This is a genomic window from Pandoraea sp. LA3 (assembly GCF_022696215.1).
Taxonomy (GTDB): Bacteria; Pseudomonadota; Gammaproteobacteria; order Burkholderiales; family Burkholderiaceae; genus Pandoraea; species Pandoraea capi.
This window is the reverse complement of record NZ_PTPY01000016.1, coordinates 1-15,392: the sequence shown is the minus strand read 5'-3', so window position 1 is coordinate 15,392 and position 15,392 is coordinate 1. Positions and strand designations below refer to the sequence as shown.

Annotated in this window: 14 protein-coding genes; 5 read left to right on the top strand and 9 right to left on the bottom strand. The window is 65.6% G+C overall.

The features are described 5' to 3' along the window. A complete protein-coding gene (gene waaA / locus C5N93_RS01780; RefSeq protein ID WP_242558093.1) occupies positions 1–1,311 on the top strand; it encodes a lipid IV(A) 3-deoxy-D-manno-octulosonic acid transferase in 1,311 nt (436 codons plus the stop codon). A 123-nt stretch (positions 1,312–1,434) separates the two neighbouring features. On the opposite strand, the gene C5N93_RS01775 is transcribed toward waaA, so the two are convergent. From C5N93_RS01775 to C5N93_RS01760, 4 genes are all read right to left on the bottom strand, one after another. Beyond that, positions 1,435–2,916 (bottom strand): TolC family outer membrane protein, encoded by a 1,482-nt coding sequence (locus C5N93_RS01775; protein ID WP_242558046.1) that lies wholly within the window; start codon positions 2,914–2,916, stop codon positions 1,435–1,437. 63 nt (positions 2,917–2,979) lie between these two features. After that, positions 2,980–3,303, bottom strand: coding sequence for a rhodanese-like domain-containing protein (locus C5N93_RS01770; RefSeq protein ID WP_069342530.1), 324 nt, complete (start codon positions 3,301–3,303; stop codon positions 2,980–2,982). A gap of 148 nt (positions 3,304–3,451) precedes the next feature. Beyond that, entirely contained in the window at positions 3,452–4,120 is a 669-nt protein-coding gene (locus C5N93_RS01765) for a protein-L-isoaspartate O-methyltransferase (RefSeq protein ID WP_242558045.1), read from the bottom strand. A 160-nt stretch (positions 4,121–4,280) separates the two neighbouring features. Beyond that, positions 4,281–5,012: a TetR/AcrR family transcriptional regulator gene (locus C5N93_RS01760; protein WP_242558044.1), complete on the bottom strand. Its 732-nt coding sequence runs from the start codon at positions 5,010–5,012 to the stop codon at positions 4,281–4,283. Between the two features lie 97 nt (positions 5,013–5,109). Between C5N93_RS01760 and C5N93_RS01755 the strand changes: the two genes are divergently transcribed. The 4 genes from C5N93_RS01755 (at position 5,110) to C5N93_RS01740 (ending at position 7,974) form a co-directional block, all read left to right on the top strand. Then, positions 5,110–5,892 (top strand): SDR family NAD(P)-dependent oxidoreductase, encoded by a 783-nt coding sequence (locus C5N93_RS01755; RefSeq protein WP_242558043.1) that lies wholly within the window; start codon positions 5,110–5,112, stop codon positions 5,890–5,892. Positions 5,893–6,032: 140 nt separating this feature from the next. Beyond that, on the top strand, positions 6,033–6,296 hold the full coding sequence (locus tag C5N93_RS01750; RefSeq protein ID WP_242558042.1) for a YkgJ family cysteine cluster protein: 264 nt from the start codon (positions 6,033–6,035) through the stop codon (positions 6,294–6,296). A 234-nt stretch (positions 6,297–6,530) separates the two neighbouring features. After that, entirely contained in the window at positions 6,531–7,061 is a 531-nt protein-coding gene (locus C5N93_RS01745; RefSeq protein WP_069342547.1) for a DUF1439 domain-containing protein, read from the top strand. Positions 7,062–7,131: 70 nt separating this feature from the next. Continuing rightward, positions 7,132–7,974 carry an undecaprenyl-diphosphate phosphatase gene (locus tag C5N93_RS01740; protein WP_242558041.1) on the top strand — a complete coding sequence of 281 codons (843 nt, stop codon included), beginning with the start codon at positions 7,132–7,134 and terminating at the stop codon, positions 7,972–7,974. Positions 7,975–8,062: 88 nt separating this feature from the next. Here the strand turns inward: C5N93_RS01740 and trmB are convergent, their stop codons facing one another. The 5 genes from trmB to C5N93_RS01715 form a co-directional block, all read right to left on the bottom strand. Continuing rightward, positions 8,063–8,896, bottom strand: a complete 834-nt coding sequence (gene trmB, locus C5N93_RS01735) for a tRNA (guanosine(46)-N7)-methyltransferase TrmB (protein WP_242558040.1) — start codon at positions 8,894–8,896, stop codon at positions 8,063–8,065. Positions 8,897–9,113: 217 nt separating this feature from the next. After that, complete coding sequence (locus C5N93_RS01730; RefSeq protein ID WP_242558039.1) at positions 9,114–10,070, bottom strand: DUF2894 domain-containing protein; 957 nt, start codon at positions 10,068–10,070, stop codon at positions 9,114–9,116. 1 nt (position 10,071) lies between these two features. Beyond that, on the bottom strand, positions 10,072–10,737 hold the full coding sequence (locus C5N93_RS01725; RefSeq protein ID WP_242558038.1) for an OmpA family protein: 666 nt from the start codon (positions 10,735–10,737) through the stop codon (positions 10,072–10,074). Next, positions 10,734–13,970 carry a DUF802 domain-containing protein gene (locus C5N93_RS01720; RefSeq protein WP_242558037.1) on the bottom strand — a complete coding sequence of 1,079 codons (3,237 nt, stop codon included), beginning with the start codon at positions 13,968–13,970 and terminating at the stop codon, positions 10,734–10,736. The genes C5N93_RS01725 and C5N93_RS01720 overlap by 4 nt, the downstream gene beginning before the upstream one ends. After that, positions 13,951–14,757, bottom strand: a complete 807-nt coding sequence (locus C5N93_RS01715) for a DUF3348 domain-containing protein (RefSeq protein ID WP_069342538.1) — start codon at positions 14,755–14,757, stop codon at positions 13,951–13,953. The genes C5N93_RS01720 and C5N93_RS01715 overlap by 20 nt, the downstream gene beginning before the upstream one ends. Positions 14,758–15,392 lie beyond the last annotated feature (635 nt).

Here is a 15,392-nt window from a genome sequence, read left to right as displayed (position 1 = left end):
TTGCTGCGTCTCGTCTATCGCGCGCTCTGGTGGATCGTCGCACCGCTGGCGGTGATTCGTCTGTGGTGGCGCGGCCGCTTCGAGCCGGGCTATCGCCGTCACATCGGGGAGCGCTTCGGTTTTTACCGCACGCCGCCCTACACGGGGCGCCCGCTCATCTGGGTGCACGCCGTCTCCGTCGGTGAGACGCGCGCCGCGCAGCCGCTCATCGACGCGCTGCTCGAACGCTATCCCGCGCACGGCGTGCTGCTCACGCACATGACGCCGACGGGGCGCGCCACGGGGGAAGGCCTGTTCGGCGATCGCGTGTTGCGTTGCTATCTGCCCTACGACATGGTCGGTCCGATCCGGCGTTTCCTGAAGCACTGGCGGCCGAGCGTCGGTGTGGTGATGGAGACGGAAGTCTGGCCGAATCTCATCTTCACGTGTCAGGAAGACGGCGTACCGCTGGTGCTGACCAATGCCCGCATGTCCGCGCGTTCGTTTCGCCGTGCCGCGCGCTTCGGCGGTGCGGCGCGACCTGTCTTCGGCGGGTTCAGCCGCGTGCTGGCGCAAAGCGATGCCGATGCCGAACGCCTGCGCATGCTGGGGGCGAGCGACGTCGACGTGATGGGCAACCTCAAGTTCGACATGACGCCGCCACCCGCGCTGCTCGCTTTGGGCGCGCGCTGGCGCGAACGCTTTGGCGAGCGCAAGGTGTGGCTCGCGGCCAGTACGCGTGACGGCGAGGAAGCGCTCGTGCTTCAGGCGCGCGCGATGCTCTCCGCAGCTTCCGACGTGGGTCGCCGTTCGTTGCTGGTGCTGGTGCCGCGTCACCCGCAGCGGTTCGACGAAGTGGCGGCGATGCTCGAGAAGGTGCGTCTGAACTATGTGCGACGCAGTGTCTGGCCGGACGACGACACGCCGTTGCCCGCCGATGTCGATGTCGTGCTTGGCGATTCGATGGGCGAGATGGCGGCGTACTTCTCGGCGGTCGACGTGGCGTTCATCGGCGGCAGTCTGCTGCCGCTGGGCGGTCAGAACCTGATCGAAGCCTGTGCGGCGGGCACCCCCGTCGTCTTCGGTCCGCACATGTTCAACTTCACGCAAGCCAGCGACAATGCGCTGGCGGCAGGGGCGGCACGCCGGGTGAGCGATGCCGGTGAGCTCGCGTCGACCATGGCCGAACTGCTGATCGACGACGACAAGCGGCTCGCGATGCGCACGGCCGCGTTGTTGTTCGCGAAGCAGCATCAGGGGGCGACGGCGCGTACCGTCACCGCACTCGGACGCTGGCTCGATACGGGAAGCATTGTCGTGCCGCAGGAGTGATGCCTTGCCGACGCCACATCGGGCGTCGGCGCATCAAAAAAGCCTCGCATGCCGCAATGGCAATGCGAGGCTTTTTTGTCGGCGTGCGGATGACGGGGGAGCGTCGCCGGGGCAGTGCGACTGTCAGCGACGCAGCGGCGCTGTCGTCCCGGGGCGCACGCCGCGTTCCGGCAATCCGGCACCGGCGTTGGCTGGTGTCGCCTCGCCACGCGCGCCTGCCATGGCGGCGGAGGCGTCCGGGTTCTCCGTGAGCAGCGCGTTGAGCAACTGCAAATCGGTATCCACGAGCGTGGCGGCGCTGGCCTTCAGTTGCAGGCTGGAGAGCAGCGTGCTGTAGCGTGCCTTGGCGAGATCGCGTCGGGTGGTGAACAGTTTGTCTTCGGCGTTGAGCACGTCGGCGTTGATACGAATGCCGACCTGATAGCCGAGCTTGTTCGACGCGACCGACGATTGGGCCGATTGCTCGGCCGCTTCCAGCGCCTTGACCTGCGCCAGCCCGCTCGACACGCCGAGATACGACGTGCGTGCACCGAGCACGGCGAGCCGTCGCGCATCGTCCAGATCGCTCTGCGCCTTGTCTTCCAGCGCGAGCGTCTGGCGCATCTTGCTCTGCACCGAGCCGCCCGAGAAGATCGGGATACTGATCTGAATGCCGATCTGCCCGGCAGAACTCGGCCCCGTTCCCTGACTCGACGGACTCGACATCGCGGAAGTGAGCAGGCTGTTGGCGTTACCGACGTTCGAGTGCGCACCGGCGGCGACCAGATCGACCGACGGCATGTAGCCCGACTTGGCCTTGGACGTCTCGCGTCGCGCAATCTCCAGCGTGAGCGCTTGCAACTGCACGCCGTAATTGGACTGCTCGGCCTGCGTAACCCAGTCGGCGACGTTGTTCGGTTCGGGCGACGGCAGCGTGGAACCTGCGCGCAACGTGGCGAGCGAGCCGACCTGATGCCCCACGATGCGCGCGAACGCCGCGCGGCGCACGTCGAGCGTATTCTGCGCGGCGATTTCCTGCGCGGTGGCCTGATCGAAGCTGGCTTGCGCTTCGTTGGCGTCGACGATGGTCGCGTTGCCGACTTCGAAGTTGCGCTTCGCGGACGCCAGTTGCTCGGCAATGGCCTGCTTGTGCGTGCCGGCGAGCGCGAGATCGTCCTGTGCGGCGAGCACGTCGAAGTAGGCGGTCGCCACGCGCAGAATCAGATCCTGCTGCGCTTGTGCGAATGCCGCTTCGGCGCTCGCGACCGTCAGCTTGCCTTGCTGATACGACTGCCAGCTATCCCAGTGGAAGAGGGGCTGCGTCAACGCCAGACTGTAGCCGCTGCTGCCAAACGTGTTCGAGATGTTGCCCGAGCCGTAGTGCGTATTGACGGACCCCCAGCGCGCGGTGACTTGCGGCAGCAGGGCGGCACGCGCTTGCGGCAATGCTTCGAGGTTGGCGAGATAGGCCGAGCGGGCGCTGGCAATCAGGGCGTCGCGATTTTGCGCTTCGCTGTAGAGCTGGAGCAGGTCGGTGGCGCCGGCGGGTGCGGCGTGGCCCATGAACGCAATGAAGGCCGAGAACGCCATCGCGCAGACGACGGCGCTCGCAGAACGGGTGCGCAAGGCAGGCGCACGGCTGGCCGCGCGCTGTCGCGCGGCAAACCTCGGGGGGCGCACGGCCCTGGCTCAGTAGGTCGGCATCGACGGATCGACCTGGCGAGCCCAGGCATCGATACCGCCGTCCAGATTGAACAGCTGAGAAAAGCCTTGTTGTTCCAGAAACATTGCGGCGCGGGCGCTGCGCATGCCGTGATGGCAGATGCACACGATGGGCGCGTCGGCGTCCAGTTCGGTCAGACGGGCGGGCACGTCGCCGAGCGGCACGTTCTTGCTCTGGGCGATGTGGCAGGTCTGCACTTCCCAGTCCTCACGCACGTCGAGGAGCGTGGGTTGGCCGCGTTCCCCATCCGCGAGCCACTGGGCCAATTGCGCCGGTGTAATGTTTTGCATGATGTTCTACGTGTGACGAATCGATGGCGTCCGGTTCTCGTTCACTCGTACTTTCGTCCCCAAACGAAGGTACGCGGAACCGGTCCGCTCGCGGCATCCGGGGGCGCGCAGTCCGTGAACGAACCGCCCGCCGGCCCGGTCGCCGGGCTTAGAACTTGAAGCTCGACGGATGCGGCGCGACCAGATAGGTCACTTGCGTCTCGAACAGGTTGTCGGTGCGGTATTCGCTCTCTGACACGCGCGTGATCAGCAACGCTTCCATGACCGGGCTGCCGCCAATGAATGCGGCCAGACGGCCACCGACCTTCAACTGGTTCAGGAACGCTTGCGGCAGTTCGGGCAGCGCGCCGGAGATGGCGATCACGTCGTACGGTGCGGCAGCGCTCCAGCCCTGTGCGCCGTCGGCGTTGACGACTTCCACGTTGGTCACGCCATTGGCGCGCAGCGTCTGCTGGGCGGTCTGGGCGAGATTCGCGTCGAATTCGACGGTCGTGACGTGATGCGCGTTATAGGCCAGCAGCGCGGCCATGTAGCCCGAGCCCGTGCCGATTTCGAGCACATTCTCGTTCTTCTTCGGCGCGAGCGCTTGCAGAATGCGGGCTTCCACGCGCGGGAACAACATATGCTGGCTTTCGTTGGGAATCGCGGCGCCCGGGAGCGGCAGTTCCACATCCGTGAACGCGATCTCGCGCAGTGCCGCCGGCACGAAATCTTCGCGCTTGACGACTTCCAGCAGCTTGAGCACTTCCTGGTCGAGCACGTCCCAGGGACGGATCTGCTGCTCGATCATGTTAAAGCGGGCCTGTTCGTAATTCATTTCGATTACTCGTGGGTAGTATGGCAAACGAGGCAAACACAACTCGGCATTTTACCAGTTCCGGGCGGCGGTCATGTTGATGCGTGAACTTTTGCCGCAATTCGGAACGATTGCGGGGGAATCTGCTGGTTGACCAACGGCGATGACGTGACGGTCTGACTCAGGCGGCAGGCTCGGGCAGGGGCGGCACTTCAAGCGCCACCGTTGGTCCCGCATCGGGCGCAACACCGCGTGAATCCTCGGCGGCACAGCGGGCGACGCACTGCAAATAAGCACCGCACATCGTCGCCATCTGGTCGGCGATCTGGCGGGAAAGCGTCTCATGGCAGGTGCCGGCCGGCGCACGATTTTCCAGAATCGCCTTGATCGGGCCGGTCATGGAGTTCAGAAAGACGAAGGCGACCGTCTCGGGATCGTCGAAACGCGCGTTATGCGCTGTCCGGAGCATGCCGACGACCGCCGCGTGCATACGCGCCGCCGCATGCGAAAACACCTCGCGTCCGTCCAGATCCTCGGAAAGCCGGTACAACGCCTGCGCTTCCTCGATATCGCGCATCTTGGCGCCGACGTACGCCGTCGCCAGCTCGCGCGCCATCACGTCCAGCGCCTGGCCGTGAGCACCCTGACACGTCTGCTCGACCGTCTCGACGATCCGGTCGATGTGACGCTCCAATACGGCGTACAGCAGCACCTGCTTGTTCTGGAAGTACTGATACAGGGTGCCCACGGACACGCCCGCACGCTCGGCAACGCGTGTCGTGGTCAGTTGACGCCCGCCATCGAGCAGCAAAACCTGAAGCGCGGCTTCGAAAATGGCGTCGATGGTGACGCGCGAACGCGCCTGCTGCGGTGATTTACGGGGCGTTGCGGGGGATCGGCCGGCCGGTTTCATATGCGAATAGAAAATCTGAAGGATTCTTCATAAACTCGATGCTAACAAATTTGCGTGCGATCGGGCGCAGAACAAAGGGAATTCGACGGGAGCAGTGATGAAACGGGACGCTATCGAGAATGTGGTGCGCGAGGACGCCGAACGCCATGTGGGAAAAGTGGCGCTGGTGACCGGCGCGACCCGGGGAATCGGGCAGGAAGTCGCGCGCGAGCTGGCCGAGGCGGGCATGACGGTGCTGGTGGGCGCACGCGAAGAGGCGAAGGGCGACGAAGTCGTCGCGCCGCTGCGCAAGGCGGGTTTTCAGGCGGAGACGCTGGTGCTGGATCTGCTGCGTCCGGAGACGCTGCATGCGGCGGCATATCGAATCGGCCGCTATCACGGGCGTCTGGACGTGCTGGTGAACAACGCCGGCGTGACCGATCCGCGCGACGACACGCCGGAGAAGGCGTCCATCGAAGCGGTGGAGCGGGTCTTCCAGACCAACTTCTTCGGCACGCTGCGCGTGACGCAGGCCATGCTGCCGTGGCTGTCGCGCTCGGAAGGCGCGCGTATCGTCAACGTGTCGAGCGGTCTCGGCTCGCTCGCGCAAAACAACGATCCGGCGTGGGAGCATGCGGCATTCCGGCAAATCGGGTTCAACGCCTCGAAGGCGGCACTCAACATGCTGACGGTGCAGTTGTCGCAGACGTTGCGTGAGACGTCGATCACGGTGAACTCGGTCGATCCGGGCGCGCCTGCCGATCTGACAACGGACGCGAGCGGCAAGCGCGCGCGTCAGGGGCTCGCGGACGGCGTGCGCAGCGTGGTGATCCTCGCGCTCGGCGAGCGTGGCGCGGTCACGGGAGGCTTCTTCGATCTCAAGGGCGATCTGCCCTGGTAAGTTCTTGCATGACCGTGGCGACAGCATTTGCCGCCTTCCGACGTCCAACGCAACACTCGCGGTAAAATGCGCGGCCCTGAGACGTCGTCCCGAGCGGACGGCGTCATTCGCCTCACCGCCCAGCATCCCCTGTACTGTTCATGAACTGCCGACCCCATTGCGCGGCCTGCTGCATCGCGCCTTCGATCTCGACGCCCATTCCCGGCATGCCGAACGGCAAGCCGGCGAACACGCGTTGCGTGCAGCTCGATGACGACGACCGCTGCCGGATCTTCGGCAACCCGCAGCGTCCGGCCGTTTGCGGTTCGTTGCAGCCGTCGCGGGAGATGTGCGGCGAGGATCGCGCGCAGGCCATTGCCTGGTTATCGGCACTGGAAGCGATGACCGCGCCGATGGCCGCCTGAGCGTATCTCTGGCGCACCGTTGGTGGTTATCAGGACGACATCAGGCTGGCTTAGGTCGACGTGGAGCCGTGTCACAGGCGAGTGCTATAGTCGCGCGTGTCGGGCGCTGGACGCCCTGAAGCGGAACGCCTCATGCCGGGTAACACTTCTCAAACTCCTCAAGACTCGAACGATCGTCGGCAGTGCGATGGGACTGCGTCCCACACCGTCCACGCCCGCCGCCGCTGGTTGACGATGACCGGCGCTGCGGCGCTCGCCATGGGTCTTGCCGCGTGTGCGGGCCTGCCGTTCGGTAACGATTACACCTTCTCCGAGAGCCAGTTGCAACGCGCGCTCGAACGCAAGTTCCCGTTCGACCGTCGTGTGCTGGCGGTGCTCGACGTCAATCTGTCGCATCCGCGCCTGACGCTGTTGCCCGAGCGCAACCGTCTGGCCGTGGCTGTCGATGCGACCGTCACGCATCCGCTCGGTGGCGCACCACTCACGGGCACGCTCGCCATCGACAGTGCGCTCGCCTACGACCCGGCCACGCTATCCGTCGTGTTGCAGGATCCGGAAGTCGAGACCTTCACCATCGACGGTTTGCCGGAGCGCTGGGCACGTCAGTTGAACGCGGCGGGCGCGCTGATCGCGACGCAGTTGTTGCAAGGCGCCCCGATCTACACGTTCAAGCCCGAGCAGCTCAACATCGGCGGCGCGATGCGTCAGCCGGGGGCGATCACCGTGCTGTCGCATGGCGTGAACGTCAAGTTCGACACGCGCTGAGACTTCGCTGTCCTTTCGCCGTCCCCTCACACAGGTTTCCCTCTCTCATCACTCTTCAGGAACGCATTGCATGGACTTGTTGCTGGCGCTCAAAGCCGTCATTCTCGGTGTCGTCGAAGGCCTGACCGAATTTCTGCCGATCTCCTCGACCGGGCATCTGATTCTTGTCGGCAGCCTGCTGAACTTCAACGACGAGAAAGGCAAGATCTTCGACATCGTGATCCAGTTCGGCGCCATTCTCGCGGTGTGCTGGGAGTTTCGCGCGAAGATCGCGCAGGTGGTGTGCGGCCTGGGCAGCGACGCGAAGGCGCGGCGTTTCGCAGTGAACGTCATCATCGCGTGCATACCGGCCATCGTGCTGGGGTTGCTGTTCGGCAAGCACATCAAGGCGGTGCTGTTCAATCCGCTGGTGGTGGCGACGGCATTCATCGTCGGCGGCGTGATCATTCTGCTCGTGGAGCGTCACAACCGGCGTAACGTCGAGGCCGGCAAGCCACCGCGCGTGCGTTCGATCGACGACCTGAGCGCCATCGATGCCCTGAAGGTCGGCTTCGCACAGTGCCTCGCGCTGGTGCCCGGCACGTCGCGTTCGGGGGCGACGATCATCGGCGGCATGATGTTCGGGCTGGAGCGTCGCGTGGCGACCGAGTTCTCGTTCTTCCTCGCGATTCCGATCCTGTTCGGCGCGACGATCTACGAACTCTACAAGTCGCGTTCGATGCTCGAAGTCTCGGACTTCGGCCTGTTCGGCATCGGCTTCGTCTTTGCGTTCATCAGCGCCTTCATCTGCGTGCGCTGGCTGCTGCGCTACATCGCGTCGCACGACTTCACGGCGTTCGCCTGGTACCGGATCGTGTTCGGTCTGGTGGTGCTGGCGTCGGCGTACAGCGGGTTGGTGGTCTGGGCGGACTGAGTTTCCGGACGCTGAGCGTCGAATGCATGAAAAAAGGGCACCGGTGGGGTGCCCTTTTTCGTGGTGTGCGAGAGGTGTCCGGTCGCGTTCAGCCGCGCTTGCGGAAGACCAGATCCCACACGCCGTGACCGAGACGCAGCCCACGGTTCTCGAACTTCGTCACGGGACGATAGTCCGGGCGTGGCGCGTAACCGCTCGCGTCGGTGGTGGTGTTCTCCAGCGACGCTTCACCGCCGAGCACTTCGAGCATCTGCTCGGCATACTCCTGCCAGTCCGTCGCGCAGTGCAGATAACCGCCCGGCTTCAGACGCGACGCGAGCAGCGCCACGAACGGCGGTTGCAGCAGGCGGCGCTTGTGGTGGCGTTTCTTGTGCCACGGATCGGGGAAGAAGACGTGCACGCCATCGAGCGAGCCTTCCGGGAGCATGTGCTGGACGACTTCCACGGCATCGTGCTGGATGATGCGCACGTTGGACAGCGGGGTCGTACCGATGAGCTTGAGCAGTGCGCCCACGCCCGGTTCGTGCACTTCCACACCGAGGAAATCGTCGTTCGGGCGCAGCTTCGCGATGTGTGCGGTGCCGTCGCCCATGCCGAAGCCGATCTCGAGGATGCGCGGCGCATCGGCGCGTTCGAATGCGGCCGGCCAGTCGAGCGTCTCGGGGGCGTAGGGCAGCACGAACTTCGGGCCGAGTTCGTCGAAGGCGCGCTTCTGCGCTTCCGAGCTGCGTCCGGCGCGGCGCACGAAACTGCGGATGCGGCGCGGATGGGCCACGCCGTCCGGGCCAACGTAGTGCGAGTCGTGCTCGTCGTGCGCGTCGTCTTCCGAATCGGGAGAGGCGTGGGTCGACGAGGCGTCGAGATCGGCGTCGTCGTGGGCCGGGAGCGCGTCGTCAGCCGGCGGTTGTCCGTGGTTCGTCATGGAAACAAAAAGCCGTCTGGGACGACGGCTTGTCGAGGAGTGCTGCGTGCGGCGCGCGTGATGCGCAGCGTCCAACACGATGATTTTTCAAAGGATTTTCCCGCGCGGTTCGTCACTCTGCGGCATCGGGAACGGGCTCGATTATCCACCGGAACCCCCTTGACTGGCAAGTTGACGGCCAGCACCGCCCTCGGCGTGCCGCAGCGCCTGTCGTGGCTTAGCGTGCCTTGGCGCGCGACGGCTTGGCGCTCGCCGCCACCCGTGCAGCACTCTTGTTGCCGAAAACGCCCGTGGTTTCCATGTCTTCGAGCCACGAGAGCGCGTCGGCGTGGCGCAGAAAGTGACGCAGATAGTCGGGGGAAACGTCGTGCATGAGCGATAGCGCACGATGTACGAGATGGCTGGAATTGAGCGGTCCGGCGTTTTCGGGCACCTGTGCGAGCGATTGACGCAGATTGCCGTCGGTACTCAGCTTCGACCACGTCTCGCGGAAGTATTCGAGCACGTCGAGGTCTTCGAACGCGTCGTCGGTCGCAATGACCGTGGGCGTGATCGCCACGGGCGCCGGCGCGGGCGGCGTGACGGGGCGCTTCGGAGAGGCCGTTGCGTTCGCTTGCGCTTGAGCGGGTGCAGGCGTGTGCGCAGCCGCGACGCCCGGCGCTGCGGGGCGCCCCGCACGGGGGGCTGTCGACGGGGCAGGGCGCTCGCTCACGCCAATGCGTTGCGTGATCTCCGTGGTCAGCACGGCGAGCGGCGAGGCTGCGTCAGGTGCCTCGCTGGTTGCAGACGACGCCTGCGTGTCGCCAAGCGACTTCGCGAGTTCCGCCGCCAGCATGCCCAGACGGGCCTCCAGCACGCGGCGTACATCTCCGCGATAGGCCTGCAAGCGCTGCGAGAGCGCTTCGATGCGATGAAACCGCACCGGATCGCGTCTGTCGACACCGCCGTCGCGCCATGCGGCGAGTTGTGCGGCAATCGCGTCGGGGGCGAGGGGGGCCAAGGGGACCAAGGGGACTAAGGGGACAGCTTGATCGTCCGACATCGGTGCGTCCGCACACGCTGGCGTCTCGGTGTCCGACGTCAGCACATCGTCCGGACGATCGGGTGTCGCCGTGTCGTCGGCAGTCGTTGCGGCTGCGTGCATCGGAGGCTGTGCCTTGGCGATATCGGGCATGTCAGGCCTTCGGCTTGCCTGCGCTACTGGCGCTGCTGCGCGGCATCGGCGCGATTTCCACGCGACGGTTCTTCGCGCGCCCCGTTTCGTCGGCGTTCGACGTCACCGGCTGCTCCGAGCCGAAAGCGGCGGAGAAGACGGACGCCGGCGGCACACCCGCGGCGATCAATTCGCGCGTGACGGTGAGTGCGCGCTGTGCCGAAAGCTCCCAGTTGTCCGCGAATCGACGGTTCGTCTCACGCACCTGCTGGTCGTCGGTAAAGCCGCTGACCATGAGAATCTCGTCGCTCGCGCGCAGATAGGCGGTGAGCGGCGCGGCCAGACTGCGCAGCACTTCACGGCCTTGCGGCTGCAACTGGTCCGAGTTCAGCGCAAACAGCACGTTCCCGCTGATGCCGATACGACCGTTCACGAGCGTGACGCGACCGCCCGCGAGCGGCCCGGCAAGCGCCTTTTCCAGCGTCTCGCGGCGTTGTGTCTCTACCTGACGCTCCTTCACTTCGCGCTCCAGCTTGGCGGACAGCTCGATCTGCACGCCGATCACGCCCAGCATGATGAGCACGAACGCGCCGAGCATCACCGACATCAGATCGCCGAAGACGGCCCAGGTCGGCGCGGCGGCACCGACGTCGCCGTCCGCGATATCGGCGTCGAATTCGTCCCTCATGCTGCCACGCTACCCGGTTGTGCGTTCGCCTGCGACGCGGCTTGTGCGCGCGTTTGCGCCATGTCCTGAAGGTTCTCGAGGATTTGCTTCTGTGACATCACGCTCAGCTCCACGACTTCGCGAGCCTGCGCGACGTAGTAGCCGAGTTGTTCGTCGCTGCGCGCCATCGACTTGTCGAGCGCGGCCTCGATGCGTTGCAGATGGTCGAGCAATTGCGTGTTCGATTCGCCGAACGACTGCACGGCCGCCCCGAAGGCGTCGCCGAGGCTGGCGATCTCGATCACGCTGCCCGTGACCTGCGCCGATGCTTCCGTCAGCTTCTCTGTCTGCGCGGCGATGGCGTCGCCCAGATTCGCACCGGCGCGTTCCAGCAGTTGCGCGGACGTCGTCACGAGTTCGTCGACGGCAGCGCGTTGTTCGTTGCCCGCGTGCTTGACGGTGTCGAGCAGCGTGCCCAGCGTGTCGAGCAGACGCGAGCGTTCTTCCAGCATGGCGTTGTCGCGCACCATGCTGTCCGAGAGCTTCTGACGCAGTTCACCGATGATCTCGGCGGCCGCCTTCGGGGCTTCCGATGCGGTCTGCACCAGACGCGAGATTTCCGCGATGGTGTCGCTCGCGTTGGCGCGCGTTTGCTCCGACATTTCCAGTGCCGTGCGCGCGAGCGTGTCGCAGATCGCTTGTTGCTGACTTGCCGTCTGCGCACCGACCTGCTGCCATTCCGAGCGCAACGTGGCGAGCGTGCCTTCGAGCGTTTCGGTCCAGGCGGACAGACGCTGCGTCTCGCGCTCGGCGGTGGCGTCGTGATGCGCGGTGTTGGCGGCGCTGAGCGCTTGCAGCAGTGAGGCGCTGTGCTCGGTGAAGGCCTGCGTCGTTGCCGTCACGAGTTGTTGGTTGCCGTCGGCCAGACGCTCGTTCGTGCGGGCGTGTTCCGCGACCGCGTCGCGCCATGTCTGTGCGACGTTGGCGGACGTCGAATCCATTTGCGACGAGACGCTTTGCAGCAACTGCGACGCGCGCGATTCGAACGTCTCGGCGAAGCGGCCAAGGGCGTCGGCGAGATCACGGGCGAGGGTGTCGTTGGCGGACTGCTGCGCGGTGATCGCCTGCTTCCATTCGCCGGATACGACAGCCGCCGTCTCCGACACGCTGTGCATCGCGCCTTCGGTGCGCTGACTCACGCCGTCGATCAGATGGACGGCGCGCTGCTCGAAGGTGTCGGTGAAGCGGGTGAGCGCGGCGGAGAGTTCGGTGTTCAGCGCGGCGTTGGCCTGTTGCTGCAACGCGATCGACTGGTCCCACGCCTGCGCCACGCGCTCGTGCGCGCCGCTCAGGTTGCCGCTCGCTGCGTCGAGCTTGGTGGCCACATCCGCCAGCAGTGCGCTTGAGCGGGCTTCGAATGTTTGTGCGAAACGCTCCAGTGCGCCACCGAGCGATTGCGTGAACGTATCGTGCGACTGTTGCTGCCGGCCGAGCGCCTGTTGCCAGGCTTCGGCCACGGTGGTCTGCGCGGTGGCGATGCTGCCGGTGGCGTTGTCGAGTCGCGTGGTGACGTCGGCCAGCAGGCTGGCGGAACGCGTCTGGAACGATTCGGTGAATTGCGCGAGCGTGGCGCTGAGGGCCTTGGCGAGCGCGTCGTTCGTCTGCTGTTGTGTGGTGAGCGATGTTTCCCACGTCTGCGCAATGCCTGCGTGTGCGGTGCTGACCTGCCCTGTCGTGGTCTCCAGACGCACTGCGATATCGTCCACCAGCTTGGCCGAACGTGTCTCGAAGGTTTGTGCGAATTGCGTGAGAGCCGAGCCGAGGTTGTCGGTCAGCGCATCGTTGGCACGTTGCTGTGCGGCGAGCGACGTCTCCCAGGTCTGAGCGACGCCTGCGTGTGCCGCGTTGACCTGACCCGTCGTGGTTTCCAGGCGGGCCGCGACGTCGTCGACCAGCTTGGCCGAGCGCGTCTCGAAGGTCTGTGCGAATTGCGTGAGGGCGCTGTCCAGCTTTTCAGCCAGCGCATCGTGGCTGCGCTGTTGCGTGACGAGCGACGCTTCCCACGTTTTGGCGACACCGGCATGGGCGTTGCCGACGTGTTCCGTGGCCGTTTCCAGTCGCGTAGCGACATCGTCGACGAGTCGCGACGAACGGGTCTCGAACGTCTGCGTGAAGTCGCCGAGGGCGCTGCGCAGATCAGTTGCGAGCGATTCATTGGTGCGCAATTGAGCGTCGAGCGAATCCTTCCAGACGCTTGCCACACGCGCCGTCGTGGCTTCGAAGCGGTCCGACAGGCCGTCCATGCGGTCTTGCACGGCGGCGGAGACGGTCTGGTGCCACGTAGCGGTTTCACGTGCGAGGCTGGCCATCGTCGCCTCGACTTCCGGACGAATCGCGGCACCGGCGGCACTTGCCGTGGTGGCGACGCTGTCCTTCAGGTACTGCTGCATCGCGCTGGTCAGTTGCGCGTAGGAGGCATCCGTCTTGGCGTGAAGCGCGTCCTGATTCGCGACCAGACGTTCGCCGAGCGCCTGACTCTGGCGCTCCATCGCGGCCATCATGTCTTGCAGACGGTCGACGAGCGCGGGCATGACCGTCGCTTGCTGCTGAAGCAGTTGCAGCGTGGTCTCGCGTTGATGTTGCTGCGAGAAACCGCGCAATGTCGTGACGATGCGGGCGTCGAGCGACTGGACGACCTGCGCGCGTTCCTTGCGGGCGAGGGCGGCGAGCAGGCCGAGCATGGCGGACGTGGCGACACCGGCGACGGACGTCCCGAAAGCGAAGCCCAGGCCTTTGACCGGCGAGGCGAGCGAAGCGCGGATCGCTTGCAGATCGGTCGCGCCTTCGAGCGCGATACCGGTGCCGCGCAGCGTGGCGGCCATGCCGAGGAAGGTGCCGAGCATGCCGAGCAGCACGAGCAGGCCGACGAGGTACGGCGTGAGGGCCGGGCCGGGCAGGCCGACGCGTTCGCCTTCCACGCGCAGACGCACGGCGGTGCGCAGTCCGGCCGGCAGCGTGTCGAGCCACGACGGCAGCGAGGCGGGGGCGGCGTTCAGGCTGCCGACGGCACGGGCGAGGGCGTTGGTCGACTGATGGAAGCGCTTGAGTTCGAGCGCTCCGATCAGATAGACGGCGGCGATCAGCAGCGCGACGGCGAGTGCGAGGGTATTGGTACCGGCATAGCCGATGGCGATCCAGCCGACGACGGCCAGACCTGCGACAAAGGCAACGAGATCAACGAGGTAACGGGTCATGTTGTCCGGGTTCACTAACGTTTTCGCCGGGAGTTACCGAGGCGAGGGCGGCGATCAGCCCTTCGATCGGTTCCAGGCGTATATCCAGTTCCGCGAGCAAAACGCTCTGCATATCCCGGTGGAAGGTGTCGAGCCACGTGCCGGCCGGCGGCAGCGCCGGGGCGCCGGGCACGCGCGGGGCGGCCATGGCCGCCTGTTCCGTGTCGCGTAGCCGCACGAAATGCCCTTCGAGCAAATTCGGCACGCTGGCAAGCAGTGTGCGCTCACGTGCGCCCATCACGCGCTCCATGACGGCGTCGACGCTGGCGAGTCGGGCGGCGTCCGGCGACTGCGTGGCCAATTGGGCCCGCAGGCGGGTGCGCAGGGCGCTGATCGCCGTATCCATCGTCTGCTGCGAGGTCGCGTAGCGCTGTCGATACGCCGGAAATTCGGCGAAGGACGCGGCGCGCTGACGCTCGGCGGCGCTCAGGGCACGGATCTGCCCGCCGGGGGCGGCGGCCAGCCCGCAATCGCGGGCGATGGCAGCGGCCAGCTCGGCGCGCACACGGGCGAGTGTGGCGAGCGCGCTCGCCGGGTCCTGCGCAGCCGAACGCGCGCCGGGCGTTGCCGCCGGCGGGTTGGCTTTCAGGGCCGACGAGAGCGCGATGGCGTCGGTCCAGCCCAGCCACTGGCTCATGCGGTCCGAGAGCGACGGCGCGGCCTCAGGGGGCGCGAACGAGCTCAGGCGGGCCAGCGAGCGTATGAGTGTTGGGGCGCTGATAACGGGACGCCGGGACACTTGCACCATTCCACTGGGGGGTCGAAAACCCAGCAGTTTACACTGCGCGCGCCTTCCGACGGCCGACTGCCCGGTATGCCGGGGCTTGACGGGCGTGAAGCGGGCCCATTTGGACATCTTTTGGAGGACGTCGTGGCTGACTTTCATCGTTCGGCGGATCGACTGTGATTTATCTCAGTTTTCAGGTCCGGACCCGAGGTTTATCTTTGACACAACTCGCGGCAAACGCGAAACGACGAAACAAAGACCTAACAACGACGAAGCGAAACTGGAGGTGTGAAATGGCTCTGATTGGACCGATCTGCGACGGACTGGTGGTTGTCGGAACGTGGGCTAGCCGGGCAGCCCCGGTAGCAAAGTTCATCAACGACGTGATGGCGCTGTTCTGAAATAACCCGATACGAATTACAAACCGAACCGAATCGACTGGAGGTGTGACATGGCTGCAATTGGACCGATCTGCGACGCACTGGTGACCGTAGGCACGTGGGCAAGCCGCGCTGCACCGGTAGCGAAGTTCTTCAACGACGTGCTGGCGCTGTTCTGATTAACGCGCGACGAAGCGCAAACCGAACCGAATCGACTGGAGGTGTGACATGGCTGCAATTGGACCGATCTGCGACGCACTGGTAACCGTAGGCACG

Bases quoted from the DNA above. Each gene is read 5' to 3' on its own strand.
- C5N93_RS01755 (WP_242558043.1), top strand. From the start codon at position 5,110: ATGAAACGGGACGCTATCGAGAATGTGGTGCGCGAGGACGCCGAACGC.
- C5N93_RS01750 (WP_242558042.1), top strand. From the start codon at position 6,033: ATGAACTGCCGACCCCATTGCGCGGCCTGCTGCATCGCGCCTTCGATC.
- C5N93_RS01765 (WP_242558045.1), bottom strand. From the start codon at position 4,120: ATGAATTACGAACAGGCCCGCTTTAACATGATCGAGCAGCAGATCCGT.
- trmB (WP_242558040.1), bottom strand. From the start codon at position 8,896: ATGACGAACCACGGACAACCGCCGGCTGACGACGCGCTCCCGGCCCAC.
- C5N93_RS01725 (WP_242558038.1), bottom strand. From the start codon at position 10,737: ATGAGGGACGAATTCGACGCCGATATCGCGGACGGCGACGTCGGTGCC.
- C5N93_RS01745 (WP_069342547.1), top strand. From the start codon at position 6,531: ATGACCGGCGCTGCGGCGCTCGCCATGGGTCTTGCCGCGTGTGCGGGC.
- C5N93_RS01740 (WP_242558041.1), top strand. From the start codon at position 7,132: ATGGACTTGTTGCTGGCGCTCAAAGCCGTCATTCTCGGTGTCGTCGAA.
- C5N93_RS01720 (WP_242558037.1), bottom strand. From the start codon at position 13,970: ATGACCCGTTACCTCGTTGATCTCGTTGCCTTTGTCGCAGGTCTGGCC.
- C5N93_RS01730 (WP_242558039.1), bottom strand. From the start codon at position 10,070: ATGCCCGATATCGCCAAGGCACAGCCTCCGATGCACGCAGCCGCAACG.
- C5N93_RS01760 (WP_242558044.1), bottom strand. From the start codon at position 5,012: ATGAAACCGGCCGGCCGATCCCCCGCAACGCCCCGTAAATCACCGCAG.
- C5N93_RS01770 (WP_069342530.1), bottom strand. From the start codon at position 3,303: ATGCAAAACATTACACCGGCGCAATTGGCCCAGTGGCTCGCGGATGGG.
- C5N93_RS01715 (WP_069342538.1), bottom strand. From the start codon at position 14,757: ATGGTGCAAGTGTCCCGGCGTCCCGTTATCAGCGCCCCAACACTCATA.